Annotated in this window: 25 protein-coding genes; 21 read left to right on the top strand and 4 right to left on the bottom strand. The window is 63.6% G+C overall.

The features are described from left to right. The first annotated feature begins 46 nt into the window (after positions 1 to 46). The 12 genes from ACAD63_RS33735 (at position 47) to ACAD63_RS33680 (ending at position 13,096) form a co-directional block, all read left to right on the top strand. Entirely contained in the window at positions 47 to 1,156 is a 1,110-nt protein-coding gene (locus ACAD63_RS33735; RefSeq protein WP_135706815.1) for a glycerol dehydrogenase, read from the top strand. After that, positions 1,153 to 2,607, top strand: a complete 1,455-nt coding sequence (locus ACAD63_RS33730; protein WP_135706814.1) for an NAD-dependent succinate-semialdehyde dehydrogenase — start codon at positions 1,153 to 1,155, stop codon at positions 2,605 to 2,607. Before ACAD63_RS33735 ends, ACAD63_RS33730 begins: the two co-directional genes overlap by 4 nt. Positions 2,608 to 2,760: 153 nt before the next feature. Next, a complete protein-coding gene (locus ACAD63_RS33725; protein WP_431189932.1) occupies positions 2,761 to 3,573 on the top strand; it encodes a transketolase in 813 nt (270 codons plus the stop codon). 5 nt (positions 3,574 to 3,578) lie between these two features. After that, a complete protein-coding gene (locus ACAD63_RS33720) occupies positions 3,579 to 4,559 on the top strand; it encodes a transketolase family protein (RefSeq protein ID WP_135706812.1) in 981 nt (326 codons plus the stop codon). A gap of 93 nt (positions 4,560 to 4,652) precedes the next feature. Continuing rightward, positions 4,653 to 5,918, top strand: coding sequence for an ABC transporter substrate-binding protein (locus tag ACAD63_RS33715; RefSeq protein WP_135706811.1), 1,266 nt, complete (start codon positions 4,653 to 4,655; stop codon positions 5,916 to 5,918). Positions 5,919 to 6,003: 85 nt separating this feature from the next. Further along, positions 6,004 to 6,888: a branched-chain amino acid ABC transporter permease gene (locus tag ACAD63_RS33710; protein WP_135706810.1), complete on the top strand. Its 885-nt coding sequence runs from the start codon at positions 6,004 to 6,006 to the stop codon at positions 6,886 to 6,888. A 14-nt stretch (positions 6,889 to 6,902) separates the two neighbouring features. Then, positions 6,903 to 7,937 carry a branched-chain amino acid ABC transporter permease gene (locus ACAD63_RS33705; protein ID WP_240746027.1) on the top strand — a complete coding sequence of 345 codons (1,035 nt, stop codon included), beginning with the start codon at positions 6,903 to 6,905 and terminating at the stop codon, positions 7,935 to 7,937. Positions 7,938 to 7,947: 10 nt separating this feature from the next. After that, positions 7,948 to 8,682, top strand: coding sequence for an ABC transporter ATP-binding protein (locus tag ACAD63_RS33700; RefSeq protein WP_434035043.1), 735 nt, complete (start codon positions 7,948 to 7,950; stop codon positions 8,680 to 8,682). Further along, the gene (locus ACAD63_RS33695) at positions 8,663 to 9,379 is read left to right on the top strand and encodes an ABC transporter ATP-binding protein (protein WP_135706808.1); all 717 of its coding nucleotides are present in this window, start codon (positions 8,663 to 8,665) and stop codon (positions 9,377 to 9,379) included. Before ACAD63_RS33700 ends, ACAD63_RS33695 begins: the two co-directional genes overlap by 20 nt. Positions 9,380 to 9,411: 32 nt before the next feature. Further along, positions 9,412 to 10,110 (top strand): SDR family NAD(P)-dependent oxidoreductase, encoded by a 699-nt coding sequence (locus ACAD63_RS33690; RefSeq protein ID WP_434035042.1) that lies wholly within the window; start codon positions 9,412 to 9,414, stop codon positions 10,108 to 10,110. A gap of 730 nt (positions 10,111 to 10,840) precedes the next feature. Then, the gene (locus tag ACAD63_RS33685; RefSeq protein ID WP_135706807.1) at positions 10,841 to 11,974 is read left to right on the top strand and encodes a nitronate monooxygenase; all 1,134 of its coding nucleotides are present in this window, start codon (positions 10,841 to 10,843) and stop codon (positions 11,972 to 11,974) included. 153 nt (positions 11,975 to 12,127) lie between these two features. Continuing rightward, entirely contained in the window at positions 12,128 to 13,096 is a 969-nt protein-coding gene (locus tag ACAD63_RS33680; RefSeq protein ID WP_434035041.1) for a Bug family tripartite tricarboxylate transporter substrate binding protein, read from the top strand. Between the two features lie 77 nt (positions 13,097 to 13,173). Here the strand turns inward: ACAD63_RS33680 and ACAD63_RS33675 are convergent, their stop codons facing one another. From ACAD63_RS33675 to ACAD63_RS33665, 3 genes are read right to left on the bottom strand one after another with little or no spacing between them, the layout of a single operon-like run. Continuing rightward, the gene (locus ACAD63_RS33675) at positions 13,174 to 13,743 is read right to left on the bottom strand and encodes a DUF2889 domain-containing protein (protein ID WP_434035040.1); all 570 of its coding nucleotides are present in this window, start codon (positions 13,741 to 13,743) and stop codon (positions 13,174 to 13,176) included. Between the two features lie 24 nt (positions 13,744 to 13,767). Beyond that, positions 13,768 to 14,682 (bottom strand): IclR family transcriptional regulator, encoded by a 915-nt coding sequence (locus tag ACAD63_RS33670; protein ID WP_434035039.1) that lies wholly within the window; start codon positions 14,680 to 14,682, stop codon positions 13,768 to 13,770. 22 nt (positions 14,683 to 14,704) lie between these two features. Beyond that, on the bottom strand, positions 14,705 to 15,388 hold the full coding sequence (locus ACAD63_RS33665) for a helix-turn-helix domain-containing protein (protein ID WP_434035038.1): 684 nt from the start codon (positions 15,386 to 15,388) through the stop codon (positions 14,705 to 14,707). Between the two features lie 255 nt (positions 15,389 to 15,643). Here ACAD63_RS33665 and ACAD63_RS33660 point away from each other — a divergent pair, with 255 nt between their 5' ends. The 9 genes from ACAD63_RS33660 to ACAD63_RS33620 all read left to right on the top strand — a co-directional run bounded on the left by ACAD63_RS33660 (position 15,644) and on the right by ACAD63_RS33620 (position 25,529). Then, positions 15,644 to 16,831: an acetyl-CoA C-acyltransferase gene (locus tag ACAD63_RS33660; RefSeq protein ID WP_434035037.1), complete on the top strand. Its 1,188-nt coding sequence runs from the start codon at positions 15,644 to 15,646 to the stop codon at positions 16,829 to 16,831. Between the two features lie 128 nt (positions 16,832 to 16,959). After that, complete coding sequence (locus ACAD63_RS33655) at positions 16,960 to 18,135, top strand: iron-containing alcohol dehydrogenase family protein (protein WP_434035036.1); 1,176 nt, start codon at positions 16,960 to 16,962, stop codon at positions 18,133 to 18,135. Positions 18,136 to 18,139: 4 nt separating this feature from the next. Further along, entirely contained in the window at positions 18,140 to 19,504 is a 1,365-nt protein-coding gene (locus ACAD63_RS33650; RefSeq protein WP_434035035.1) for an acyclic terpene utilization AtuA family protein, read from the top strand. Positions 19,505 to 19,520: 16 nt separating this feature from the next. Continuing rightward, on the top strand, positions 19,521 to 19,835 hold the full coding sequence (locus ACAD63_RS33645; RefSeq protein WP_135707123.1) for an AtuA-related protein: 315 nt from the start codon (positions 19,521 to 19,523) through the stop codon (positions 19,833 to 19,835). Then, the gene (locus ACAD63_RS33640; protein WP_434035034.1) at positions 19,832 to 20,632 is read left to right on the top strand and encodes an enoyl-CoA hydratase/isomerase family protein; all 801 of its coding nucleotides are present in this window, start codon (positions 19,832 to 19,834) and stop codon (positions 20,630 to 20,632) included. Before ACAD63_RS33645 ends, ACAD63_RS33640 begins: the two co-directional genes overlap by 4 nt. 148 nt (positions 20,633 to 20,780) lie before the next feature. Then, positions 20,781 to 21,995, top strand: coding sequence for an acyl-CoA dehydrogenase family protein (locus ACAD63_RS33635; RefSeq protein WP_434035033.1), 1,215 nt, complete (start codon positions 20,781 to 20,783; stop codon positions 21,993 to 21,995). A gap of 65 nt (positions 21,996 to 22,060) precedes the next feature. After that, positions 22,061 to 23,305 (top strand): CaiB/BaiF CoA transferase family protein, encoded by a 1,245-nt coding sequence (locus ACAD63_RS33630; protein ID WP_434035032.1) that lies wholly within the window; start codon positions 22,061 to 22,063, stop codon positions 23,303 to 23,305. Positions 23,306 to 23,449: 144 nt separating this feature from the next. Continuing rightward, positions 23,450 to 24,382 carry a Bug family tripartite tricarboxylate transporter substrate binding protein gene (locus ACAD63_RS33625; RefSeq protein WP_434035031.1) on the top strand — a complete coding sequence of 311 codons (933 nt, stop codon included), beginning with the start codon at positions 23,450 to 23,452 and terminating at the stop codon, positions 24,380 to 24,382. 64 nt (positions 24,383 to 24,446) lie between these two features. Further along, complete coding sequence (locus ACAD63_RS33620; RefSeq protein ID WP_434035030.1) at positions 24,447 to 25,529, top strand: porin; 1,083 nt, start codon at positions 24,447 to 24,449, stop codon at positions 25,527 to 25,529. 53 nt (positions 25,530 to 25,582) lie between these two features. On the opposite strand, the gene ACAD63_RS33615 is transcribed toward ACAD63_RS33620, so the two are convergent. Then, positions 25,583 to 26,545 (bottom strand): LysR family transcriptional regulator, encoded by a 963-nt coding sequence (locus ACAD63_RS33615; RefSeq protein ID WP_434035029.1) that lies wholly within the window; start codon positions 26,543 to 26,545, stop codon positions 25,583 to 25,585. Positions 26,546 to 26,614: the final 69 nt, after the last annotated feature.

Genomic DNA, 26,614 nt, shown 5'->3' with positions numbered 1-26,614 from the left:
TGTATCGAAATTCGGCGAGCGCCGGGTGAACGCGAGAGGAGACAACGTGCAAGCAGTATTCGGATCGCCCGGACGCTATGTCCAGGGTGCGGGAGCCATCGAAGTATTGGGCGAGCACGCGGCGCGCCTGGGCAGCAATGCCTTGCTGGTGGCCGACCGCATGGTGATGGGCATGGTAGGGGAACAGCTGGTGCGCCTGTGCGAACAGGCTGGCGTGGCGACGCGCAGCGTCAGCTTCGACGAAGCCCTGACACCTGGCCTGGTGGCGCGCCTGGCGGCAGAGGCCGGACAGCCAGGCCCCGACCTCGTGGTTGCGGCTGGCGGCGGGCGCAGTATCGATGCGGGCAAGGCGCTGGCCGACCACTTCGGCGTGCCGGTGATCACCGTGCCCACCGTTGCGTCAAACGACGCGCCGACCAGCAAGAACTATGTGCTGTATGACGAGGCGCACCGCCTGCTGGCCGTGCGGCATCTGCCGTACAGCCCCAGCAGCGTGATAGCCGACACCGCACTGATTGCCCAGGCGCCTGCCTCGATGTTGCTCGCGGGCATCGGCGACGCCATCTCGAAGATGTTCGAAGCCGAGCAGTGTGCGCGTGCGCGGGCGGGGCGGAATATGTTTGGCACGCGTCCGTTGCTGTCGGCCGCCGCGCTGGCGCGTGCCTGTCATGCGGTGCTGATGGCGGATGCGCAAGATGCGCTGGCCGCCGCCGGCACCGGCACGCCGACGCCCCCGTTTGAACGCGTGGTGGAGGCCACCATCCTGATGTCGGGCCTCGGCTTCGAGAGCGGCGGTTTGTCGATTGCCCATGCGCTGACGCGCGGGCTGTCGGCGCTGCGCGGGGTCAGACACGCGCCGCACGGCCTGCAGGTGGCGTACGGCCTGCTGGTGCAGCTGGAACTGGAGCGGCGCGACGATGCGGCGCGCACTGAAGTCGAGGCGCTTTACCGCAGCATCGGCCTGCCATTGTGCCTGGCTGACCTGGGTTTGCCCGATGCGACGGTGGAGGAGCTGCGCCACGCCGCGGAACTCTCGCTGGCCGCGCCCCATATGCGCAATTTCATGCGCGAACTGGACGCCGGCGACCTGGTCGCGGCGATGGGCGCGGTCAACGCGCGCGCGCTGCAGATGCTGCAGGCTGCGGAGGCATCATGAAGCTACGCGATGCTGAACTGCTGCGCACGCGCGGCCTGATCGGCGGCGAATGGTGCGACGCCGACAACGGTGCCCGCTTCGCCGTGACCAACCCCGCCACTGGTGCAGTCATTGCCGAAGTCGCCGATATGGGTGCCGACGAAACCCGCCGCGCCATCGCCGCGGCCGAGCGCGCCCTGGCCGCGTGGCGCAACACCACCGCCAGGCATCGTGCCGAATGCCTGCGGCGCTGGTACGAGCTGATCCGCGCGCATGAGGCGGATTTGGCCGCGTTGATGACGGCAGAGCAGGGCAAGCCGCTGGCCGAGGCGGCAGGCGAGGTGGTCTACGGCGCGTCCTTTGTCGAATGGTTTGCCGAAGAAGCCACGCGCACCTACGGCGAGTGCATTCCCACGCCATCGCCTGATCGGCGCCTGATGGTGATCCGCCAGCCAGTGGGCGTGGTGGCGGCGCTCACGCCGTGGAATTTCCCGATTGCAATGGCCACGCGCAAGGTGGCGCCGGCGCTGGCCGCGGGCTGCACCGTGGTGCTCAAGCCGGCCGCGGAAACACCGCTGAGCGCGCTGGCGCTGGCGGAACTGGCGCAGCGTGCCGGCGTGCCCGCGGGCGTGTTCAACGTGGTCACCGGCGCCAGCGCACCGGCCATTGGCGAAGTGCTGGCGCGCAACGAAACCGTGCGCAAGCTGACCTTCACCGGCTCCACGCGCGTCGGCCGCCTGCTGATGGAGCAGTCGGCGTCCAATATCAAGAAGCTGTCGCTGGAACTGGGTGGCAACGCCCCCTTTATCGTGTTCGACGATGCCGATATCGATGCCGCGGTACGCGGTGCGATGGCCTCGAAGTACCGCAATGCCGGCCAGACCTGCGTCTGCGCCAATCGGATCTTCGTCCATGACGCGGTCTACGATGCCTTTGCCGCGAAGCTGTGCGCGGCGGTGGCGGGGCTGAGGATGGGCGACGGCAGCCAGCCTGGCGTCACCATCGGCCCGCTGATCCATGCCGGCGCGGCACGGCGCGTGCACGGCATGGTCGACGAGGCGGTCGGACTGGGGGCGCGCGTGCTGGCGGGCGGAACGCCGCCGCAGGATGGCTCTGCCTTCTATGCGCCCACCGTGGTGGGCGAGGTCAGCGCGCAGATGGCGCTGGGCCGCGACGAGATCTTCGGCCCGGTGGCGCCGCTGATGCGCTTTCATTCGGACGAGCAGGTCGTGCAGATGGCCAATGACACGCCGTTCGGGCTGGCCGGCTATTTCTACACGCAAGACCTGCGCCGCGTGTGGCGCGTGGCCGAGGCGCTGGAATGCGGCATGGTCGGCATCAATGAAGGCCTGATCTCGACCGCCGTGGCACCGTTCGGCGGTATCAAGGAATCCGGGCTCGGGCGCGAAGGGGCGCGCCAGGGCATCGAAGACTACCTGGAAGTGAAGTACCTCTGCATGGGGAGCCTCTGACGGCCGCCATGGCTGCCAAAGGCCAATTTTTTGCCCAATTAAAGGATATATGATGCATCATAAAAATGGAGATGTGAGATGAACCAGTCTGTAGCATCTGCGCTCGTCAGCACCGCCGCCGACCCGTTTACGCCCAGCGCCGAACAGGTGGCAATGCTCAAGGAGCGCGCCACCTTCGTGCGCCTGGAGACGATCCGCCTGATCGAGATCGCCAAGACCGGCCACTACACCTCGGTGTTCTCCGCGGCTGAGACCTTTGCCGCGCTGTACTACGACGTGATGAATCTGCGCCGCGGCGAGCCCGCCTGGGCTGGGCGCGACCGCTTCCTGATGGGCAAGGGGCATGCCGCAGTGGGGCTGTTCCCGATCCTGGCAGATCTCGACTTCTTCCCCAAAGAATGGCTGGACGACTACACCCGGTTGGGGAGCCCCCTGGGCGACCACCCCGACATGCGCAAGGTGCCCGGCATCGATTTCAGCTCGGGGTCAATTGGGCACGCACTGTCCGCGGGCTTGGGCATGGCACTCGCAGGCCGGCATGCGGGGCAGGACTTCACCACCTTTGTGATGCTGGGCGACGGCGAGATGCAGGAAGGACAGGTATGGGAAGCAGCGCTGTCCGCCGCGCACCATGGTACCGGCAGGCTGATTGCGATCGTTGACCGCAATGGCTACCAGCTTGACGGCGCAGTCGACGAGGTCATGGGCATCGAGCCGCTCGACGCCAAGTGGGAGGCGTTCGGCTGGGAGGTGCACAAGGTCGACGGCCACGATGTGACCGCGCTGACCGCGCTGCTGCGGCGGCTGCGGGCCGACACCGCGCGCACGCGCCCCGTGTGCGTGATCGCGAAAACCGTCAAGGGCAAGGGGGTTTCCTACATGGAGACCGAGCCGGGCTGGCACCTGGGCTACCTGGCCCCGAACGACGCCCAGCGCGCCATCGAAGAAATTCTCGCAAAGGACTGATTGCAATGAACCAGCCACTCTCCAAGGACTCCTGGCAGTACCGCGGCCTGAACGCGATCACCCCCGGACTCAGCTACCTCTCCGACGGCCTGATCGACCTGGTCGAAGCGGGCGCGCCGGTGCTCGCCGGCTCCGCCGACCTGCAGTACTCCAACGGGCTGATCCGCTTTGCCCAGCGGCATCCGGACCGCTATATCCAGTTCGGCATTTCCGAGCAAAACATGGTGACGGCCGCCGCGGGCATGGCCACTGCCGGCTATACCCCTTTTGTCGCCACCTTTGCTTCGTTCCTGGCGCTGCTGTGCTGCGAACAGATCCGCATGGACGTCGCGTACTGCGCGCTGCCTGTGCGCCTGATCGGCCATCACGCCGGCATCTCGCTGGGGTTCTACGGCACCTCGCATCATGCGACCGAGGACCTGGCCATCATGCGCTCGATCGCGGACCTGACCGTGGTCGCCCCCGCGGACGGCCCGCAGTTGCGCGCGGCGATCAATGCCTCGAAGGACCATGCGCAGCCGATCTACTTCCGCATCGGCCGTGGCCGTGAGCCCGCCGTCTACGAGGAGGGCACCGTCTTTGAGTTCGGCAAGGCGATCGAGCACCTGCAGGGCGAGGAACTGACGCTGATCGCGACCGGCTCGACGGTGCATCCGGCGCTGGAAGCGGCTAAGCGCATGAATGCCGCCGGCCGCTCGGTCGGCATGATCGACATGGCCACCGTCAAGCCGCTCGACCGCGAGGCAGTGTTGCGTGCGGCAGCGCGCTCCAAGGCAATCATGACCGTCGAGGAGCACAACGTGCTGGGCGGCCTGGGCGGCGCGGTGGCCGAGGTGCTGGCTGATGCGGGTGCGGGTACGCGGCTGGTGCGTCACGGCATTCTCGACGAGTACAGCCTGATCGCGCCACCGACCCACCTGTATGCGCACTACAAGCTCGATGCCGCCGGCATCGGCGAACTGGCGCAGCAGGTGATGGCGGCCTGACCGGCAGGGCGCGGGCCGCGCGCCCGCGCCGGATCACAGAAGCAACCCAGAGTTGCACCGGGCCGTCGGGTCCGGACCAAACCAGGAGACACTATGCATACGCACCCACGTTCGTCCCGCCGTCGCTTTATCGGCGCCTCGGCCTTGCTGCTGGCGCTGGCGGGCGGCAATGCCATCGGGCAAGTCAAGGAGATCCCGATCGGCTTCGTGCTGCCGCTGTCGGGCGGCGCCGCCACCATTGGCAACCAGACCAAGCTCGGCGCGGAAATCGCCGCCGAGCAGATCAATGCCGCGGGCGGCGTCAAGGCGCTGGGCGGCGCGCGCCTGAAGCTGGTGTTCGCCGACAGCCAGTCCAAGCCCGACGTCGGTGTCGCGGAAACCGAGCGCCTGATCCAGCGCGAGAACGTCACGCTGATCGTCGGCGCCTACAACAGCGCGGTGACCTTCCCGGCCACCGAGGTCGCCGAGCGCTACAAGGTACCCTGGCTGGTCACCGGCGCAGTCAAGGACGAGATTACCGAGCGCGGCTTCAAGTATGTGTTCCGGCCCAACAACAAGGCCATCTATGACGCACGCGAGCAGATCGACGCGCTCGACCTGCTGAAGAAGGAGACTGGCAAGGGCCCGAAGAGCATCGGCCTGTTCTACGAGGGTACCGACTGGGGCCGCTCGCATGCCGCCAACGTCAAGAAGCTGGCGAAGGAGCGCGGTTACGCCATCTCGCTGGATGAATCGTACCCGCCCAACCAGACCGACCTGTCGGCGCAACTGCTCAAGATCCGCAGCGCCAAGCCCGACGCGCTGATCGTCGTGGCCTACACGCCGGACCACATCCTGTTCACGCGCCAGCTCGCCGAAAGCCGCGTGTACGTGCCCTATGGCATCCACTCCGTGGGCGGTGGCTCGGAGGATCCGAACTTCTACAAGGCGGTGTCGCCCAAGGCCGTCGAGAACATGTTCGTGCAGGACGACTTCCAGGTCGACATCATGCGCGCCGCCAAGGATCCGGCCATGATCGCCGCCGATGCCAGGTTCAAGGCGGCGCTCGGTTACGGCATCAATTCCTACGGCGCACAGGGCGTGTCCAACGTCTACATCGTCAAGGACGCGCTGGAGCGGGCTGCCTCGACCGAGCGCGGCAAGGTGCGCGACGCCCTGGCCGCGACCGACATCAGCAGCGGTCCCGCGCTGATCACCGGCTACCAGCGCATCAAGTTCGACGCGCAGGGCCAGAACACCTTTGCCCACGGCGTGATCTCGCAGAACCAGAATGGTGAGCGCCGCACGATCTGGCCGGCATCGAACCGCCTGGCAGGCGTGGCGCCGGTGTGGCCGCTGCCCGCACCCGGCGCGCGCTGAGGCACCCGGCAGGACGGTCCGGCACGCCGTGCCGGGCCGGATGTATCGCAACACGGGCGCTGCCCGTGCTTATCGAGATAGTGACATGGACCCAACCATTCTGGCCTACGCCGTGGTCAACGGCGTACTGCTGGGCGGCATCTACGGCGGCATTGCGCTTGGCCTCAGCCTCATCTTCGGCGTGCTGAGGGTAATCAACTTCGCGCATGGCTCCTTCCTGATGCTCGCCATGTACCTGAGTTACCTGATCTGGTCGGTATTCGGCCTGCATCCTTACCTTACCGTGCTGTTCACCGTGCCGCTGCTGTTCCTGCTCGGCTATTTCACCCAGGCGGTAGTGATCGCCCCGCTGTTCCGGCGCGAGGCCACCATGGTGGTCGAGCCGCTTGGTGCCTTGCTGCTGACCACCGGGGTGTTCCTGGTGATCGACAACGGCATTCTGATGGCCTTCGGGCCCGATGTGCGCACGGTCACCACCGATGCGCTCAGCGGCTCGATCGACCTGGCATCGCTGCCGGTCAACGTGCCGCGGCTGATCGCGTGCGTGGCGGCGGTGGCGGTCGCGGCCGGCCTGTCGTACTGGCTGCGCGCCACCGACACCGGCCGCCAGATCCGCGCAACCGCCCAGAACCGCGACGCCGCAGCGCTTTCCGGTATCAACGTTGGCCAGGTCTACAACGTCACCTTCGGCATCGGCGCCGGCATCCTCGGACTTTTCGGCGCGCTGCTGGTGCCGTTCCTGTCGGTATCGCCGACCACCGGACTCGGGTTTGGCATCAAGTCCTTCCTGGTGGTGGTGCTGGGCGGGATCGGCTCGATTCCGGGTTCGCTGCTCGGCGGCCTGGTGCTGGGCGTGTTCGAGTCGGTCGCCTCGCAGTTCGTCACGGCCACGTCCGCATCGGTGTTCTCGTTCTGCCTGTTCATTATCGTGCTGCTGTTCCGCCCCAACGGGCTGCTCGGCCGCAAGTAGGGAGGGACACATTCATGTCCGTACTCATGACCGTATCCAGGACCAATATCAACGCCGTGATCGGAATTCCGCTGATGGCCGTTGCCGGCGTGCTGCCGCTATTCGTGCAGGACGGCTACGCGCTCCACTCGCTGATCATGATCCTCTACTTCGCCTACATGGCGTCGGCATGGAACTTCGTCTGCGGCTATGTAGGTCAGCTGTCCCTGGGCCATTCGGTGTTCGCCGGGGGGGCCGGCTATATCACCGTGCTGCTATTCACTCAGTTGGGCATCTCGCCCTGGTTCGGCATGCTCGCCGGCGGGTTGGCTGCGGCGCTGCTGTCGGTGTGCATCGGCTATCCCACCTTCAAGCTCAAGGGGCCGTACTTCACGCTGACCACCATTGCCTTTGCCGAGATCGTGCGTATCTGGATCGAGAATACCGATGAGTTCCTCGGTATCCCGCTCAAGGGGGCGCAGGGCCTTGTCATTCCGCCATCGCAGGCAGGCTGGCTGGCGTTCCAGTTCGACGACAAGGTACCGTACTACTACATCATCTTTGCGATGCTGGTGGCGATGCTGCTGGCCACACTGGCGCTTGAACGCTCCCGCCTGGGCTACTACCTGAAGGCGATCCGCGGCGACGAGGCCGCCGCCCAGGCGGTAGGCGTCAGCACTACGCGCTATCCGATCATTGCGCTCGCGATCAGCGCGTTCATGACCGGGCTGGGGGGCGCCTTCTATGCGCAATTCTTCCGCTACATCAATCCGGAGCGGAACATGGGACTGGACCTGTCGATCGACGCTGCCATCATGGCCATCGTCGGCGGCCAGGGGACCATCATCGGCCCGGTGCTGGGCGCCTTCGTGCTGCACCCCATCGCCGAACTCGCCCGCGCCTGGTTTGCCGGCAAATTCCTCGGCCTGCACCTGGTGATCTATGGCCTGATCCTGATGGTGGCGGTGCTGTATTTCCCCAAGGGCATTATCGGCCCGCTCGAGCGGCTGCTGCGCTACCGGCGCGCACCGCATGCTACGGCCAAGGCGGTCGTCGCCAAGGACGCCTGAAGGAAGATCCATGGAACGTATTCTCGAAGTGAAATCGATCTCGAAGCGCTTCGGCGGCCTGCAGGCTGTCAGCAAGCTTTCGTTCTCGGTGGGAAAGGGCGAGATCCTGGGACTGCTCGGCCCGAATGGCGCGGGAAAGACCACTGCCTTCAACCTGATCGCAGGCGCAATCCAGGCCGACGAAGGCGACATCCAGTTCGGCGGACAGCAGATCGGCGGCAAGCGGCCGCATCAGATATGCGCCGCTGGTATCGCGCGCACATTCCAGCTGTCGAAGCCTTTCGGCGGGCTCAGTGCGTTGGAGAACGTCATGGTCGGCGGCTTTTCGCGCAGCCGCGTAAGGGCGCGCGTGCGCGACGAGGCCTACGCCTGCCTGGAATTCCTGGGCTTGGCTGCGCGTGCCGATACCGATGCCAGCGACCTGACTGCCTTCGATAAGCGCAAGCTCGAACTGGGTCGGGCGCTGGCCACGCGTCCGCGCCTGCTCTTGATGGATGAGGTGGTGGCGGGGGCCACGCCCAACGAGGCGGGCGAGATGGTCGAACTGGTACGCAAAATCCGCGACACCGGCGTGACCGTGCTGATCGTCGAGCACGTGATGAAGGTCATCATGGGCTTGTCGGACCGCGTGATCGTGATGGAGCAGGGGCGCCTGATCGCCGACGGGGCGCCTGCTGACGTGGTCCGCATGCCCCAGGTTCTCAATGCCTATTTCGGAGATGGCTATGCCAGCAGCAGTATTTGAAGTGGAGGACCTGTGGTCCGGCTATGGCGAACAGCAGGTGCTGCGCGGCATCAACCTGTCGCTGGCGCCGGGCTCAATCACCGCGCTGATTGGCGCCAACGGCGCTGGCAAGACCACATTCCTGCGCACAGTGTCGGGGCTGGTCCGGCGCAAGCGCGGCGCGGTGCGCATGGACGGACGCGAGCTCGATGCCCAGGCGCCGCACCGCGTGGTGCTGGACGGTTTCGTTCAGTCGCCGGAAGGCAAGCAGCTCTTCCTCGGCATGTCAATCCTCGAGAACCTGCTGATCGGCGCCAGCAATCGGCGCGCGCGCCAGCGGCGCACGCAGACGCTGCGCGAGGTGTTCACGCTGTTCCCGATACTGGAGGAGCGCCAGCACCTGGCCGCCTCGACACTGTCCGGGGGGCAGCAGCAGATGCTGGCGGTCGGCCGCGCGCTGATGGCGCTGCCACGCGTGCTGGCGCTGGACGAGCCATCGCTCGGGCTCGCGCCGATCATGGTCGATCGGCTCTTCGACAGCATTCGCCAGCTGCGCGAGCGCGACATGGCCGTCCTTGTGATCGAGCAGAACGTCAACCAGGTGCTGGACATGGCCGACTACGGCTACGTCATCGAAAGCGGCACCATCGCGCTGTCCGGGCCGGGCAAGGAACTGCTTGCCAACCCGCACTTGCGCGCAACCTACCTGGGCGTGTAGCGCCCCGTTTCTTCAACAGGGAGTGAGGCAGTATGAGTCAACGGATTGCAGTGGTAACGGGCGGTGGAACCGGAATCGGCCGTGCCATCGCCGAATTGTTTGCACAGGACGGCCTGCGCGTGGTATGCCTGGGCATGGACGCCGACGAAGACCTGCCGGGCGCTCTGGACTTCCGACGCGGCGATGTCACTGCCGTGGACGCCATGCGTGACGCCGCGGCGGACCTGGATGCGGTGTCGGTGCTGGTCAACGCAGCCGGCATTATCCTGCACGAACGCAAGGAGTTCTCACCGGAGGGATTCCGAAAGGTGGTCGACGTGAACCTGAACGGTTCGCAGGCAATGATCAGCGTGCTGGAGGAGCGCCTGGCCGCTGCACGCGGCGCCGTCGTCAACGTGGCGTCCATGTGGAGCTACTTTGGCTCACCCAATAATCCGGCGTACACGGCCAGCAAGGCCGGCGTGCTTGGGCTGACCCGCGCCTACGCTGCAGCGTTGGCACCAAAAGGCGTCCGCGTGAACGCGGTCGCGCCGGGCTGGATCCGCACGCGCTTGTCATCGGGCGCGCTGGATAACCCGGAGCGCAGTGCGGGGATCATGGCTCGTATTCCGATGCAACGGTGGGGCACGCCGCGCGATGTGGCGCGCGTGGCGCGCTTCCTGTGCTCCGACGACGCAGCCTATGTGACCGGTGTCATCTTGCCGGTTGATGGCGGGTTCGGCATTGCCTGATTCAGAAGAACCCAGGTCCGGTTGAAGGTGCTGTTGAAGCTCGGGCAGGTCCCGTGCATTGAATGCCATGTGGTCAATTACCCCAAATGGGGGTGCTGAAGTATCGCTGGAGATCAGATGCACGATCGGCCCACCGTTGCAGTACAGCCATGCGCCAGGGAACGATAGTCCCGGGCGCGGTCCTTTCGAGAGCCAAAGTGTTTGCGCGTAGAACTGCACGCTGGACGCCAGGTTCTTTGTCAGGACAGTGAAGTGATTCATGCCAGTGACTTCCATCGCCTATTCCTTCGTGAACGATTGTCATTGATGCATGATATATCCTAGTGGAGATCGCGGACTGGCATCTACGTAACCTTGCGCGCACCATTTGGCTTCGCGCGCTCACCTGGCCAAAACGGGAATTCCTGCTGCTTGTTTTGCATGACGGAACAAATGGCCCGCGGCTTCGAAGCGCGACTACGTTTTCCTAATATCGTTCGACCAAAGCGAAAACGGCTGGCCAGCGCACCCATCCAGAGTATGCGGGATAAGGGCAGAAAGGCGGGCTTCACTCGGCTCTGATGCCGCTGTGCCGACCCTTTTCATTGGCGTAAGCCCCCGCTCCACGCTGGTCTTAGATATTTCCGAATCAGTTCGCTGAAGAGCTTGCCGTGAAGATCACGGAATTGTTTCGGTGGAGCGGACGACCATCATCAAGCAATGACGGTGACACTCTTTCTGGAGTCCTGAGATGAAGAACGACATGACCAGCTTGCGCCAGAAGCTGGGATATTCCGTCCCTATTTTCGCCTTTTCCCACTGCCGCGATGTCGTTGTCGAGGTCACGCGCGCCGGTGGCTTCGGCGTACTGGGCGCATCGTGGTTTACCCCGGAGCAACTGGAAGTAGAGCTTGCCTGGATCGACAGGCACGTTGACGGCAAGCCTTACGGCATCGACATCGTCGTGCCTGGAAAGTACTCGAAAGAGGCGGAGGAAACCACAGGATCGCTGGATGCACTGATCCCTGGCGAGCACAAGGCATACATGGATACCGTCCTGAAGGAGGCGGACGTGCCGCCGCTGCCCGCGGAAGAACATGGCCGCCTCTACGAGGAGATCCTTCAGGTCGGGCGCAATCGTACGGCGAGCGGTGGCATGCGCCTGGTGGAAGTCGCACTGCAGCATCCACAAGTCAGGCTGGTGGTCAGCGCGCTAGGCGAGCCGCGCGCCGACATCGTGTCGCTACTGCGCAGCCGCGGCATCCTGGTGGGCGCGCTTTGTGGCAAGGCTGAACATGCCGAGCGAAACCTCAAGGCCGGTGTGGACCTGCTGGTGGCCGTTGGCACTGAGGCGGCCGGTCATACGGGCGAGATCACGACCATGGTGCTGGTGCCGCAAGTGGTAGCCGCCGCTGCCGGCCGAGTGCCGGTGCTAGCCGCTGGTGGGATTACCCGCGGAAGCCAGATTGCTGCAGCACGGGCACTGGGCGCGGAGGGAGTCTGGACCGGCACGATCTGGCTTGGCACACGAGAGAGCGAACTGATCGAGCCGTTCCAGAAAGAGGTGCTGTTTGCAGCGCGCTCCGAAGATGTCGCGCGGCGCCGGTGCTGGAGCGGAAAAACTGTCCGCATGATCAAGAGTCAGCTTTCCGAAGCTTGGGAGCGTCCTGATGCGCCCGTACCGTTACAGGCGCCGCTTCAAGCCGTGCTCTGGAATCCGGCACAGGCTCGTGTGGTGCGGGCGAAGCGCAAGGAGTACTTTTCATATCCGGCGGGCCAGGGCGTCTGGGACCTGACACATGAGCGCTCGGTCAAGGATGTCATGTACCAACTGCAACTGGAGTATGCCGAAGCCATGGAGCGCATGACCGCGCCCGACGATTGAGCGCCAGGGAGTCCATGCGCGCACGGCAGCAATCGATCAATCCGGTGCGCATATCACCACCCGCAGTTCGCTGTCGGGCTACGCATCGCGCCAGAAAACGTTCGCGTTGCGTCGAGCTCTTGTACTGTCTGACGACAAATCTTGGAGCCAACCGTGAGAGGATTTCCCAAAACATTCTTTGCCGCCGTGCCGCTTATCCTGGCGTGCACAGGGGCGATGGCGCAGTCGTCGTTCCCATCCCGGCCGATCCGTGTGATCGTTCCGTTTGCGGCCGGCAGCACTACAGACCAGGTGGCGCGCTTTATTGGCCAGCATGTCACCGAGCAGACCAGACAGCCTGTCGTCGTGGAAAACAAGCCCGGCGCTAATGGGATTATTGGTATCCAGTACGCACTGAGCCAGCCTGCTGATGGCTATACGGTCATCATCACGACCAGCACCACGCACGCGTCTAACGCGAGCCTGTACAGGAAGATGCCTTACGATCCCGTCGCGGACTTTGTCCCCATCGCCGGGATCTCGTTAGGTGGCATGGTGCTTGCCGTCTCACCGACCGTAAAGGCCGAGAACGTACCTGAGCTGATCGCCCTGGCCCGGGATAAACCCGGAACGCTAACCTTTGGCAGTGCCAGCTCGTGGACACTTGCAGGCGGGGAGCTGTTCAAGCAGCAGGCAAAGGTAGACATCCTGCATATCCCATACAAAGCGATGTCGGCAGTGGTCGGCGATATCATCGGTGGCCGTGTCGACATGACGTTCGGCGACTCGCTTTCGATCATGCCGCAGGTCAGGAACGGCAAGCTGCGCGCGCTTGGTGTCTCGACGCGCAATCGCATGCCTGGCCTTGAGACGGTTCCCACGATAGCCGAGCAGGGCGTCCCGGGTTACGAACTAAGCGGCTGGGTCGCGGCGTTCGCACCAAAAGGCACGCCCGCAGAAGTGGCGGACAAGCTGAATGAAGTCATCACTACTGCCGTGAGGATGCCCGAAGCTGCTCGACTGTTTGGCGAAAGCGGCTGGCGGCCGATGCCCATGTCGCGCCAGGAGCTCGCGGACTTCCAGAAGAAGGACATCGAACGCTGGTCGCGCATCGTGAAGACTGCGAAGATGGAACTCGAATAGCCTGCCATCGAGAACCGCCGGCCGTGCGAATGCCGAACGGTCGGCGGTGCGTTTTCACGCCGGCCGCGCTTATTCCCTTATTCCGAATCCGGCTGATAATGCTGGGGCCAGTAGCGCTGAATGACACTGCGGTGTTTCGCATAGCTGTAGCAGCTGTCCACCTGGACCGGGACCTTGCTGGTGTCCACGGTTGTCTGCCCTTCGCGCTGCACGCCATTAATGCCCTGGAAGGCGGTAGTGCCCATGGGAATCAGCATCTCCATCAGATGCGTACAGCTCGCCGCGCCGCGCAGCTTCGTCTTGACGGTCGAAGACCAGCCAGATGCGATCCGATCTCCAACGAGCACGGATAGTGTCGACTCGGTTTCCTTGCAAAGCGAGTAGGGCGTGGCATCAGACGAGGCTTCCACCGCGCGCACCACATAGTCCCGATCCACCGTGAGGCGCAGGGACAGGTCATGAAGCGGTTCGCCCGGTGGCAACGGATCCGGCAGGCTGATCCGCTGGAAGGCAAATGGCTTGGTATCGACCAGTCGTGCTTCGATTTCGTAGAGCCCGTCTTCACTCTGATACGCCTTCATCGAAATGACCCGCTCGTGGATTTCACGGCGGGCAGCGGGGGATGACAGGGCATTTGAAAGTCTCACATGTTGGGGCCGCGGATGGCGCTATCACGCTAACAGCGATACCTTCAGGTCATCTGCGACCTTCAGCAGCTGCGGCGCTATTTCCCGCTCGACGCGTTCGGGATAGAAGTCCTGGGCCGACATGCCACAACCAAGCACGAAGATATCGTCGCTGCCGGTGGGTATCACGGGGACCGCGACAGCGCCAATGTTGCGCGACAAGTTCGAGACCGAGGTACAGTAGCCCTTGCTCAGGTATTCCTGCCGCGATCGTTCGATCTGGCGCGCCAAAGGCGACCACCGTTCCCCATACTGCGACCGCAGCCGCTCGAGCAGCGGTGACGCCTCGCTTTCCTTGAGCGCACAGAGAGCGGCGAACCCAGATGCGGAACGACAGATCGGTAGCTTCCCACCGACATCCAGGACAACGGCATCCGGGTGGTACGGACTCACGACGTGCTCGACGACCTGGACCAGGTCGCTCTGCCGTATGCTCAGCGCTGCATACACATCGAGTTCGCTGGCGAGTTGTTTCAGTTGCTGCTGCGATGCGGAAGCAGGAATCCGCGCGAAGGCATTGCCAAAGCCAAGGCTCAGTGTCAATGCTGTAAGTCGCAGGCGTCCGCGCTGGCTTTCGCGAGCGAGGTAGCCCAGGTCAACCAGGACGGCGGAGAGCCGCGAGACAGTCGTGCGCGTCAGACCAGACCGCTCGGAAATCTGCGCGTTGGTGAGCCACGTATCGTGGTCTTGCCAGGATTCAAACAGCGCGAGGCCATGGGCCAAAGCTTCGACGAAATCGGAGCCCGGGTCCTGGCGCGCAGGCGCAGTCTTGCGTGTGGAAACGGCCTTCCTGCGCTCTTCAGAGGTGCTGTGAACCCTGCGCACGATCCCTGTCAGGTCCAGCCTCGTTGCCGTCGGGTCGGCCATCTGCCAGACATTTTGGAGCGGCTTGGTATCCATTGCTTGCTACCTCTCGATACAGCTATTGCTGTGCAATGTCTCGCGCGGACTGGCAAAGATGCAGTCCGACACAGGCGAGCCGCGCCTCGGATGGCGCTTCGGGCTGCGGCACATGCAGCGTCAATACGAAGTCACCGACGTGCTCGAACCGCACTGCGGTACTGGCGCTCAGTTCGCTGGCCGCCACGTCCCACCAATAACACCATCCCTTCTCGCTGAGTTGCCTGGCAAATTCCCCAGTGACGCTGGTCTTGTCGCCATAAAAGAACTCCCGGCAATGGCGCGACGGAACCTGCTCATCGTCGGACACCTCGCTGGTTCCCTGTGACAGCAGCGTGCTGGCGGCAGCAGACCAGCGGAACACCGGGACCATGGTGCGTCCGATCATCGCTTCCAATACCGCGATCCCACCGGTTTCCTCGAAGAATGCCTGGAAGCGCGGCGCATGCTGCGCCAAGTCGAGTCCGGCGAGCATCGACCGGCCCGAGCGTGCGCTGAGATGCCCCGGCACATAACTGCCCTGGTCGGTGCGACGCAGGTAACCCATGGCCGCCAGCGTGTTGGTCAGTCGGGACACAGTCGCCTTCGGCAGTCCGGTGCTTGCCACGACATCCCGGTTGCGCAGCGGCCTGTCGGCGCTGCCTAAGGTTTGCAGTACTGCCAGGCCACGTTCCAAGGAAGTGACTTTGTAAGGCTTGGATGGCATGGGGAGATGCGAAAGACGGGGACGCCCCGAAGGATGACCCAGCTTAGTGTCGTGAATCGATAGCTGTCAACAACGGGTAATCCCTGCCCGATTTAGCGATTCTATTTGCCGAATACTGGGTTTTGCGAGGTGGAAGACTGCGTGGACGGCGACTCGCGAGTTTTCGCTGCCGGAACAACTTGCGACTTGCTGTCGCGCGCAGGCCGTGCTCCGCAAGATGCAGGTCATACGCGAATCTAGTCCAAGGAGCCTCCGGTGCGCGAAGCCGTCATCGTATCCACTGCACGAACTCCCCTTGCCAAGTCCCATCGGGGGGAATTCAACATCACGCCGGGTCCCACCCTGGCTGCTTTCGCCATCCAGGCCGCGGTTCAGCGCGCCGGCATCGAGCCGGGGCGCATCGAAGACCTGATCCTGGGCTGTGGCTACCCGGAAGGCACGACCGGCAGGAACGTTGCCCGTCAGGCAGCACTCCGGGCGGGCCTGCCGATTGGCGTCGCAGGTGCCACGGTGAACCGCTACTGCGCATCAGGTCTCGAGGCCATCGCTATTGCAGCCGGACGGGTGGTCATGGATGGCGCCGATGCCGCTGTCGCAGGTGGTGTCGAAAGCATCTCCCAAATCCGAGCGCGCGCAACCGACGGAACCGATACCACCATCGATCCCTGGCTTGCCGAGCATCGCCCTGAACTATTCCTGTCGATGATCGAGACTGCGGAAGTGGTCGCCCGGCGCTACGAGATCAGCCGTGAAGCACAGGACCGCTTTGCCGCCGACAGCCAGCGAAAGGTGGAAGCGGCGCAAAAGGCGGGGCGCTTTGCCGACGAAATCGTCCCATGCACGACGACGATGGCGGTCACCGACAAAGTCACCAAAGCCGTGACGCACAAGGAAGTGACCGTCGACGCCGACAACTGCAACCGCCCGGGCACCACCTACGAAAGCCTGGCAAAGCTTCAGCCCGTGCTGGGCGAAGGACATGTCGTGACAGCAGGGAACGCTTCGCAGCTGTCCGACGGCGCCGCGGCATGCGTGCTGATGGAGGCGTCCCAAGCGTCGAAGCGGGGACTCGAGCCGCTCGGCGCTTTCCGGGGATATGCGCTGGCCGGCTGCGAGCCCGACGAAATGGGTATCGGTCCCGTCTATGCCGTTCCCAGGCTACTGAAGCGGCACGGCCTGACCGTGGCGGACATCGGCCTGTGGGAACTCAATGAAGCCTTTGCGAGCCAAGCGGTCTACTGCCAGCGTCAGCTTGGGATCCCGGACGAGCGCTTGAACGTGAATGGCGGCGCGATCTCTGTGGGACATCCGTTCGGCATGAGCGGCGCGAGACTGGCAGGTCACGTGTTGCTGGAGGGCCGCCGGCGGCGCGCCAGGTATGCGGTCGTGACGATGTGCATCGCCGGTGGGATGGGCGCTGCCGGCTTGTTTGAAATCTTCTGAACCCGGGCAGCGGCTGCATTCGCCGCCGCGGCTTGTTTTCACCCGCGGAACAGTCTCATGCCGGCTTCGCGCTGGACGCCAGCCGCCGCATCATGGTTCTCACCTTACAGGCAATGCGCAAAACCTCAATGCAATCCTTCCGTCATATCGTACCGGCCCTGCGCATCTTCCAGGGTGCGGACAGCCTCGGCTCGCTCGGGGCAGAGCTGGAGCGGCTCGGCAGCAAGCGCGCGCTGGTCTTCTGTGGCGCAACGCTCGGCCGCGACGCCGGTATCGTCGACCTGATCGTCTCGGCGGCGCAGGGACGCTGTGCCGGTGTCTATGCCGGGGTGCGTTCGCAAAGCCCGCTGCCTGCGGTCGAGCAAGCCGCAGCGGAACTGGCGCGGGTCAATGCCGATGCCGTCATTGCGGTCGGCGGCGGGTCGGCGATCGTGACTGCGCGCGCAGCCAGCATCCTGATGGCCGAGCAGCGACCGGCCGACGCCATGTGCACGCAGCGCGACCCGGCGGGGAAGCTGACCAGCCCCAAGCTGCTCGCTCCCAAGCTGCCCCAGCTGGTCATTCCGACCACGCCGACGACCGCCATCGTGAAGGCCGGCAGCGCCGTCCTCGATCCGGCCGACGGCAGCCGCCTGGCGCTCTATGACCCCAAGACCCGGGCGCAGTCCGTGTTCATCCACCCGGACCTGCTCAGGACTGCGTCGCGCCAGCTGATCCTCAGTGCCGGACTCAATACGTTGTCGCTGGCAGTCGAAGGCCTGATGTCGCGCAAGGGCGATTCCATGGCCGATGCCATGCTGATGCACGCGGTGCGCCTGCTCACGAAGCATCTTGGTGCGAGCGAGCACGAATATGACGACGGCGAGCGTGCGGAACTCATGGCGGCTTCGATCCTGTGTGGCCATGGTTCCGACTACACGGGTGCGGGCGCTGCCCTGACACTCGGCCACGCCATCAGTGCCAGGTTCGGCATCGACAACGGCATCACCGACGCCATCGTGCTGCCCGCCGTGCTTCGTTTCAATGCCCCCGAAGCCGCGCAAGGCCTTGCCAAGATCGCTACCGCGCTTGGGTTGCCTTTGCAAGGCGCGGAACAAGAGGTGGCCGGCGCCCGGGTGGTCGATGCGCTTGCGTCGGTGTTCGGCGCACTGAAGCTGCCCACGCGCCTGCGCGACCTCGATGTCCTGCAGGACGCGCTGCCCGAGCTGGCCCGGGTTTCCTTCGACGACTGGTACCTGCAGAACAACCCGCGCCCCGTGCGCGACGCGGAACAGTTACAGCAAATTCTCCAAGAGGTGTGGTGACAACATGAAAGACATCGTACGTATCGGATCTGGTTCTGGTTTTTGGGGAGACGCACTCGACCCCGCCCTGGAACTGCTGGAACACGGCAAGCTTGACTACCTGTCGTTCGACTTCCTCGCCGAGCTGACCATGGCGCTGCTGCAGCGCCTGCGGGCCAAGAATCCGCAGTTGGGCTACGTGCCGGACGTCATCGACTACATGCGCGCTACCATGCCACTTGCGCGCCAGTCCGGGACGAAGCTGATTTCCAATGGCGGTGGCGTCAATCCCATGGCCGCTGGCAACGCCATCGTCAAGACAGCGCAGGAATTGGGCTTGTCGGGGACGAAGGTTGGGGTCATCGAAGGCGATGACGTGCTGCACCGGCTCGACGACATTATCGCGAGTGGCATTCCCCTCGTAAACATGGATACCGGCGACACGGATTTCGCCAGAATCCGTTCGCGCGTCGTCGCGGCCAATGTCTATACCGATGCCTCGGGCATCGTGGAAGCCCTGGGGGCCGGCGCGGATGTGGTGGTGGCGGGCCGCGTGTCCGACAACGCGCTGTACGTGGGCCCAATGGTCCACGAATTCGGGTGGCGCTACGAAGCATCTTACGAGGATCGCATTGCCGCGGCAGTGACGGTAGGCCACGTCCTCGAGTGCGCCGGCTGCGCCAGCGGCGGGATCAACTCGCGTTTCGCCGAGATGCCGCATATGGGGAATCTCGGCTTCCCGTTCGCGGACTTCTCCAAGGACGGCACCGCCGTGATCAGCAAGCTCCAGGGAACTGGCGGCCGGGTCGACCAATTCACGATCAAGGAGCACCTGCTTTACGAGATCAATGATCCTCGCCGCTATGTGATGCCCGATGGCGTCGCCGATTTCACTTCGCTCTCGCTTGAAGAACTGGGTGGCGACCGCATTCGCATCAGCGGCATGACGGGAACGGGGCGTCCGGATCAGCTCAAGGTCGTCATCGGCTATGAAGACGGCTGGATCGGCGAGGGCATGATGTTCTTCCCTTGGCCGTCGGCGCTGGCGCGGGCGGAAAAGGCCCGCGAAACCCTGCTCGAGCGCTTTGAGCGTCTGGGCCTGAAGGCCGACGAGATCCAGTTCGATTTCGTTGGGGTCAATATGCTGCACGGCCCGGCCGCACCCAGAAGCAACTGCGACCACAACGAGGTCGGTCTGCGCGTCGCAGTGCGCACGCGCACAAAGGACGAGGCCGAGAAAGTTCGGCGGGGCTGCGCCCATATGTGGATCATGGGCCCCGGCGGCACGTCGTTCGGTGCACCGATGAAGCCGCGTCCCGTGGTGTCGCTGTGGCCGACGCTGATTCCGCGCGAGCTGATCCAGCAGACCGTGACGGTCCTCGACGTTTGAAATGGAGATCGACAGCATGACTTCCCTGCTCAAAGACATTGCCTACGTGCGCTCCGGCGATAAAGGCGACACGGTGACGATCGGCGTGATCGCAAAAACGCCACAGGATTATGAGGCGCTGCGCCGCTCCGTGACCCCCGAGGCCGTGAAGCAATTGTTCGGCGAATGGGTCCGCGGTGACGTCGAGGTATTCGAGGCCGCAAATCTGCACTCGCTCAGCGTATTCATGCACAAGGCGCTGGGCGGTGGCGCCACCCGGACGCTGCGGCTGGACCAGACCGGCAAATCGCTGGGCAATGCCATCCTGCGCCTGCCAGTGATCGAGCCATGAATGCCGAAACCATTGCGGAAGGTTTGGTCTTGGCCGAAGTGGCACCCGGCGTGGTGGAAGTCAGGATCGACCGCCCACAGGCCCGTAACGCGCTGTCTGTGGCGGTCTTCAACGGCCTGAGCGCGGTATGGAAGCGCATCAACAAGGACAAGTCAGTCCAGGTGGTGATCCTCACATCCGCTGACTGCGGCACCTTTTGCGCCGGCATGGACCTGAAGGAAGCGGCGGCCATCCGTCGGGACGATGCCACAGCCGACATTACGGACCGGATCGAGGATCCCTTCCAGCAAGGCATGAGAACGGTCAACGTGCCGATCATCGCTGCCATGACGGGGAGTTTTACCGCGGGCGGCATGATGCTTGCGCTGAACTGTGACTTGCGGATCGGCTTGCGAGGGACGTTAGGGGGCATTGCCGAGGCGAAGGTGGGGCGCGGCTCCCCCTGGGGGGTTCCGCTGCTCTGGATGCTGCCGCAGGGAGTGCTGATGGAAATGACCCTGACCGGCGACTTTTTACCGATCGAGCGCCTGCACGCGCTTGGATTTGTCAACCATGTGGCAGAGACGCCAGACGAGGTTCGTACTGTCGCACTCCAGATGGCGACGAAGATTGCAGCCAATGCGCCGCTTTCCGTGCGCGCCGGAAAGAAAAGCATCCAGCATGCCGGCTCGGTCGGTGTCGAGCAAGGCCTGCGCGATGCGGTAGACATCTATGCCACGGTGTACGCAAGCGAGGATGCGCAAGAAGGCATGCGCGCCTTCGCGGAGAAGCGGGCGCCCCGCTGGCAGGGGCGCTGAGATTGGCGGTTTTGCATGGCGGAACAATGCGCAACATGGTTCAGCCGCCAGGCAAAGCCCGTCATGATAAGTATCAGAGGCCAACAGTGGCCGAGCGCTTCCGCGTGCTGCGGGACGCGGTAAGTCATAGCAAATGAGGAGATTGGTGATGGTTGACCTGCACGGAGAGGATATCGCTGCGATACGCGACAGCGTGGTCCGGTTCATGGAGCGTGAGGTCGTGCCCGTGATGGACGGCTTCGAGGCGCGCAAAGAGATGCCGCGCGAGCTGGTGAGGAAGGCTGGGGAAGCCGGGTTCTTCGGGTCGCTGTTCCCGGAAGAGGTGGGTGGCACCGGCACAGGCTACTTGGCCGCCGTCGTGATCCTGGAAGAGCTGGCCCGGATGGATGTGCGCTTTGCCTGCTGCAGCAACCAGCAGTCGGGCACTTGTCCCGCCGGCATCTACCTTGCCGGTACGGAAGAGCAGGTGCGTCGCTACGTGCCGCGCCTGGTGGGCGGTGAGATCATTGGCATGATGTCCCTGACCGAGGCCGGCGGCGGCTCGGACGCACTGGGCAACATGAAGACCACGGCACGACGCGACGGTGACAAATACATCCTGAACGGGTCCAAGATGTGGGCGTCGCTCGGCAACGAATGCGACGCCGGCATCCTACTGGCTAAGACCGATCCCAGTGCCGGCGCGAACGGCGTGACCGCGTTCATCGTCGAACCCAAGAAGTACCCGGGATTCACCGCACATCCGATCGAGACGATGGGACTGTCCAAATCCTTCCGGACAGCTGCACTGTACCTGGACGACTTCGTTGTACCGGTTGAAAACCGGCTCGGCGACGAAGGCGAGGGCTTCAAGATCATCATGCGCGCGCTGGAGTCGGGGCGCGCGGTGGTTGGCGCTCTTGCGCTCGGCATTGCCCGCGCGTGCTTCGAGGACGCCGTGCGATACGCCAACGAACGAATGGTCCGCGGCAGCCCGCTGGGCCGTTACCAGATGATCCAGGCGGATATCGCCGAAATGGCTGTCGCGATCGAGGCCAGCCGCGCACTGCTCTACAAGACTGCCCAGCACATGGACGCGGGGTTACCCACTAATCGGCTGGCGTCGATGGCAAAGTACCATGCGTCGCAGACCGCCAAGCTGTGCGCTGACAAGGCGCAGCAGATCTTTGGCGGCTACGGCCTCGCAGTGGAATATCGGATCTCCCGCTACAAGTGCTTCGCGGACATGATGTTCACGGGCGAGGGCTCGGCGAATGTACAGAAGATCATCATTGCCGAGGACGCGCTGGGATATAAGTCGGCGGACAGGCACCATGGCACGTCAAAGCTCAGGACCTTGCGCAAGGAGCCAGTTACCGGTTGACCGGTGTCACGGCAAGGCGTTTGCAGGCGGATCGGATCCGTCCGCCACACTCTATCAATACAGCTATGTTGACCAACATCTCGCGACCCCTGCATGGCATCCGCGTGCTCGACCTGACCGTGGCGCTTTCCGGTCCGTACGCGACTTTGATCCTTGGCGGGCTTGGCGCGGAAGTGATCCGGGTAGAGGCCCCGGGCGGAAGCGATATCTCTAGTTCGAATCCGCCGTCGGTGGGCAAGGCCGGTATCAACTTCGGACCGAATCCGGACGGGGACCTGTCGCTGACCACGCTGAGCCGTGCCCGCAACAAGAAGAGCGTCACCCTCGACCTGAAGACCGAGCGCGGGCGCGAGATTCTGATGCGCCTGGCCGCGGAATGCGACGTGGTCGTGGAAAACATGAGCGAAGGCACGGCCGCACGGCTCAAGGTTGACTATGAGCACCTGCGACAAGCGAATCCGCGCATTGTCTACGCGTCCATCAAAGCTTTCGGCGAGCCCAGCGAATACCCGAGTCTCAAGGGCATGGACATCATTGTTCAGGCACTCAGTGGTGTCATGGAGGCGACGGGCTTTGCCGATGGCCCGCCCACCCGGCTGGGCATTCCCGTTGCCGACTTGCTGGCGCCGATGTTTGCCGTGCAGGGCATCCTCGCCGCGCTCATTCAGCGGGGCCGCACAGGGGAAGGACAGCAGATCCAGGTGTCAATGCTGGATTGCCTGGCGTCCTGGGTCGCTGAAGAGCACTTCGATGTGCTGTGCAGGGATGGACAGCCAACGCGCACGGGCAATTCCCTCGACCGGCTCGCGCCATTCGGCGTGTATCCCACAAAGAACGGCCACGTGGCGATCGTGGCGTTTCGTCCTGACTGGATGAAGGCGCTGCTGGAAGTCGTCGGACGGCCGGAGCTTGTGGACGACCCGCGCTTCGCCACGCGTGGCCCGCGGCTGCAGCACGCAGCGGAACTCAATACCGTCATCCAGGCCTGGACGCAGACCGTCACTTCAGAACACGTGGTTGATGTGCTGCTGGAACAACGGGGCATTCCCGCAGCGAAGATCCGGACCCCGCACGAAGTCGTGCAAGACCCGTCCCTCCATGAAAGCGGCGCGCTGACCAGGCTGACGCATCCACGATACGGCGGTGTGGCCGCGACCAGCATGGGCCTGCCGATCCGGTTTTCGGCCAGCGTCGCGCAGTTCGACCAGCCGGCGATGGAGTTGGGCTCGTCGAACGAAGAGGTGTATGGCCAATTGCTCGGCCTTTCCGGGGAAGAGATTGACGCCCTGCTAAAGCAAAAGGTCATCTAGGCATTCGCTGCCGTGCGGCGTGCAGCCGAGGCCTGTGACCTCGAAGGCCAGGCTGGATAACGATAATCAACGGAGACAGCACCATGATATTCACGAAGGCAATCAGGACTTTTCCTCGTCCCATTTGGTATTGGGATCGCTGGCATGCTGGGGACCCCGTTCGCAGCGGCTGCGGAATGGGCCCCGTCCCGGCCGGTCAAGCTGATCGTCCCCTCGACGCCTGGCGCCGGTGCCGACATTACCGCGCGCTTGTTCGGCGAGCGGCTTGCCGTCGCGCTGGGCCAACCGGTGGTGGTGGAAAACCGCGGTGGCGCGGGCGGCCTAGCCGGCGCGGAGGCGGGAGCGAAGAGCGCACCGGACGGGCAGACACTGGTGCTCGGTTCGGATTACGCGTTCACGATCTACCCCCAATTGGCGAAGACCCCATACGATCCGGTCAAGGACTTCGTGCCAGTCGGCCTGATCGCCAATGTGCCAATGGTGCTGGTGGTCAATCCGAACAAGGTCGGCGCCCGCAGCGTCAAGGAATTGATTGCACTGGCCAAGGCAAATCCCGGCAAATTCGCCATTGCCTCCGCCGGCAACGGTTCGTCCCATCACCTGGCGGCGGAGTACTTCAAGCATAAGGCCGGGATCGACCTGCTGCATGTTCCGTACAAGGGTGCCGCACCGGCGATGACCGACGTCCTCGGTGGGCAGGCCGACATGATGTTCGTTAGCCCTGTCACGGCGTTGCCCTACCTCAAGTCCGGAAAGCTAAAGGCACTCGGCGTTTCGGTGCCGCACCGGATTCCTGTCCTGCGCGACGTGCCCACGCTGGATGAGGCTGGCGTGCCGAATTTCGATATCGGGATCTGGTTTGGCTTCCTCTATCCGGCGCGCACGCCGCCGGGCGCGATCTCCCGGGTGAATGCAGAACTGCAGAAGATCGTCCAGATGCCGGAAGTGCGCTCCCGGTTGGACGAAATGGGTTACACCCCGGTGGGCGGGACGCCGGAGATGCTAGCAAAGCGGATCGAGAAAGACTCGGCAACCTACCGCAAGCTGATCCACGACGCCAAGATCAAACTTGACTAAGGGAAGCGGCATGCCCGGCAATGCCAGCGAAATAACAACGACAGATAGAGCAGGGAGGAGATTCATGAACAAGCATTACGCCGCCGCATTGCTGGCGGTCGCAGCACCCTTTGCCGCACCGATCGCCAGCGCGCAGAGTTCGGTCACACTGTACGGTGTGGCGGACATCGGCATCGAGTTTCTCAATCATGCCAATGCGAACGGCAATACGCTGACACGCATGAACTCTGGCAATGTATCGGGTTCGCGCTGGGGATTGCGCGGTACGGAAGATCTAGGTGGCGGGCTGAAGGGGCTATTTGTGCTGGAGAGCGGCTTCGATCTCGACACTGGTGTGATGAGCCAGGGCGGCCGCTTATTTGGCCGGCAAGCCTTCGTCGGGCTGGAGCACCAGTGGGGCAGGCTGACGCTGGGCCGTCAGCAGAACACTCTGTATGACCTGCTGATCAACTACGAACCGATGGTGCTGGCGGCGCGCTATTCAGCGCTTGGTTTTGATTCCACGCTGGTCGGCCGCTATGACAACACGGCCAAATACACCGGAAAATTCGGGCCGGTCACCGCGACCGCATTTTACAGCTTTGCGCGCGGCACGACTGTGACCACTGCAACTGGCAGCACCATCGCCGGCGAGACGCCCGGCGACGTCAAGAGCGACCGGGCGTTCGGTGGTGGCGTGGAGTATGCAAGCGGCCCGTTCGGCGCAACGGTCATCTACGACCAGCAGCAAGGCACACGCGGCATTGCTGGTCAGAATTCGGCACAGGCCGACCGCCGCATCGCCGCTGCGGCGAACTTCTCTTTCGGCAATTCGACGATTCTGGCGGGATACCGCTGGTTCAATGGCGACATCGGCGGAGCGCGCCGCAACGACCTGTTTTGGTTGGGCTACCGGTACAAGGCGACTGAGGCCCTAACCCTGACTGGCGCGGGTTACTACTTCAACAACAAGCGCAACGGCCAAGACCCCTGGGAATTGGTGGCATCGGCCAATTACGCATTTTCCAAGCGGACGGATGCCTTCCTTACCGTTGGCTATGTACATAACAAGGACAACTCGAACTTGGGTCTGAATGGGTTTGGCAGCACCATAACGCCCGGTGCCAGCCAGACCGGAGTGTCCTTGAGTATGCGTCACAAATTCTGAGCAGGGCGAGTCAGATCAGTGTCTCCATCCGGGGGAATAAAGTCCTCCAGGACTTAGGGGCCCGGGCCAGAAGGCTTGGGCTCTTTTTCTTTGGCTGCTAACACGACCGTCTCCCTGAGTTCGTCTTCTCGATAACGCAGCGCTTCAATGACGAGTGCGAGCGCCGGCGAGATGTGACGGCGGCTGGCGTAGTAAAGGTGATAGCCCGGAAACAGTGGCCACCACTCCTCAAGCACCGGCACGAGCCTTCCAGTCTGGATATGAGGCGCCATCAGGTCCAAGGGCACATAAGCGAACCCCATGCCGTCTAGTGCCGCCTGCAACATCAGAAAGGTGTTATTGAACACTGTCTGACCACTTACTCGCACGTTGAGTGCCTGTCCATCACGCTCGAAGTCCCAGGCATACAGGCCGCCATGAGTTGGAAGACGTAGATTGATACACCGATGCTGGGTCAGGTCGTGCGGCGTGGCGGGAATACGCTTGCCGGCCAGGTAATCGGGGGAGGCGGCTACGGCCATGCGCAAGTCCGGCGCGATACGCACGGCAACCATGTCCTTGTCCACGCGGTTCCCCGTGCGAACGCCAGCGTCGAAGCGATGCGCGGCGATGTCGGTGAAGCCGTAGTTGACGCTGAACTCGATTTCAATGTCTGGATATTGCAGCAACAGCGGCTGCAGGCGGGGCCAGAGCGCCGTCGCGATGGAGTGGTCATGGGCTGTGATGCGGACCGTACCTGCCGGTTTATCCCGCATGGCACTGAGCGAGCTCAGTTCCTGTTCTATCTCATCCAGCCGCGGCGCCAGTGCGTTCAGCAATCGCGCACCCGCTTCCGTCGTCGAGACGCTGCGGGTGGTGCGTGTGAGCAATCGCACGCCCAGGCGAGCTTCCAAAGCTAGCATCGCATGGCTTAGCGCCGAACGGGACAATCCCAGTTTCGCGGCGGCTCGCGTGAAGCTGCACTCACGCGCCACGGCAACGAAGGCCTGCAAGTCGTTGAGGTTTTCCTTGGACATTGGTGAATCTCACACACAAGCGTGTTCTGATTTTACAGTCTTCTCAACCAATCAATCGGCCCATACAGT

Origin of the sequence: Cupriavidus sp. a3, assembly GCF_051015765.1 — a bacterium.
GTDB classification, from domain to species: Bacteria; Pseudomonadota; Gammaproteobacteria; order Burkholderiales; family Burkholderiaceae; genus Cupriavidus; species Cupriavidus oxalaticus_A.
This window is presented reverse-complemented; position numbering and strand designations above follow the sequence as displayed.

What these genes read in the sequence shown, in the direction of transcription:
- ACAD63_RS33730 (WP_135706814.1), top strand. Translation starts at nt 1,153, where the DNA reads ATGAAGCTACGCGATGCTGAACTGCTGCGCACGCGCGGCCTGATCGGC.
- ACAD63_RS33725 (WP_431189932.1), top strand. Translation starts at nt 2,761, where the DNA reads ATGCTCAAGGAGCGCGCCACCTTCGTGCGCCTGGAGACGATCCGCCTG.
- ACAD63_RS33720 (WP_135706812.1), top strand. Translation starts at nt 3,579, where the DNA reads ATGAACCAGCCACTCTCCAAGGACTCCTGGCAGTACCGCGGCCTGAAC.
- ACAD63_RS33715 (WP_135706811.1), top strand. Translation starts at nt 4,653, where the DNA reads ATGCATACGCACCCACGTTCGTCCCGCCGTCGCTTTATCGGCGCCTCG.
- ACAD63_RS33710 (WP_135706810.1), top strand. Translation starts at nt 6,004, where the DNA reads ATGGACCCAACCATTCTGGCCTACGCCGTGGTCAACGGCGTACTGCTG.
- ACAD63_RS33705 (WP_240746027.1), top strand. Translation starts at nt 6,903, where the DNA reads ATGTCCGTACTCATGACCGTATCCAGGACCAATATCAACGCCGTGATC.
- ACAD63_RS33700 (WP_434035043.1), top strand. Translation starts at nt 7,948, where the DNA reads ATGGAACGTATTCTCGAAGTGAAATCGATCTCGAAGCGCTTCGGCGGC.
- ACAD63_RS33695 (WP_135706808.1), top strand. Translation starts at nt 8,663, where the DNA reads ATGCCAGCAGCAGTATTTGAAGTGGAGGACCTGTGGTCCGGCTATGGC.
- ACAD63_RS33690 (WP_434035042.1), top strand. Translation starts at nt 9,412, where the DNA reads ATGAGTCAACGGATTGCAGTGGTAACGGGCGGTGGAACCGGAATCGGC.
- ACAD63_RS33685 (WP_135706807.1), top strand. Translation starts at nt 10,841, where the DNA reads ATGAAGAACGACATGACCAGCTTGCGCCAGAAGCTGGGATATTCCGTC.
- ACAD63_RS33670 (WP_434035039.1), bottom strand. Translation starts at nt 14,682, where the DNA reads ATGGATACCAAGCCGCTCCAAAATGTCTGGCAGATGGCCGACCCGACG.
- ACAD63_RS33665 (WP_434035038.1), bottom strand. Translation starts at nt 15,388, where the DNA reads ATGCCATCCAAGCCTTACAAAGTCACTTCCTTGGAACGTGGCCTGGCA.
- ACAD63_RS33655 (WP_434035036.1), top strand. Translation starts at nt 16,960, where the DNA reads ATGCAATCCTTCCGTCATATCGTACCGGCCCTGCGCATCTTCCAGGGT.
- ACAD63_RS33650 (WP_434035035.1), top strand. Translation starts at nt 18,140, where the DNA reads ATGAAAGACATCGTACGTATCGGATCTGGTTCTGGTTTTTGGGGAGAC.
- ACAD63_RS33645 (WP_135707123.1), top strand. Translation starts at nt 19,521, where the DNA reads ATGACTTCCCTGCTCAAAGACATTGCCTACGTGCGCTCCGGCGATAAA.
- ACAD63_RS33640 (WP_434035034.1), top strand. Translation starts at nt 19,832, where the DNA reads ATGAATGCCGAAACCATTGCGGAAGGTTTGGTCTTGGCCGAAGTGGCA.
- ACAD63_RS33635 (WP_434035033.1), top strand. Translation starts at nt 20,781, where the DNA reads ATGGTTGACCTGCACGGAGAGGATATCGCTGCGATACGCGACAGCGTG.
- ACAD63_RS33630 (WP_434035032.1), top strand. Translation starts at nt 22,061, where the DNA reads ATGTTGACCAACATCTCGCGACCCCTGCATGGCATCCGCGTGCTCGAC.
- ACAD63_RS33625 (WP_434035031.1), top strand. Translation starts at nt 23,450, where the DNA reads ATGCTGGGGACCCCGTTCGCAGCGGCTGCGGAATGGGCCCCGTCCCGG.
- ACAD63_RS33620 (WP_434035030.1), top strand. Translation starts at nt 24,447, where the DNA reads ATGAACAAGCATTACGCCGCCGCATTGCTGGCGGTCGCAGCACCCTTT.
- ACAD63_RS33615 (WP_434035029.1), bottom strand. Translation starts at nt 26,545, where the DNA reads ATGTCCAAGGAAAACCTCAACGACTTGCAGGCCTTCGTTGCCGTGGCG.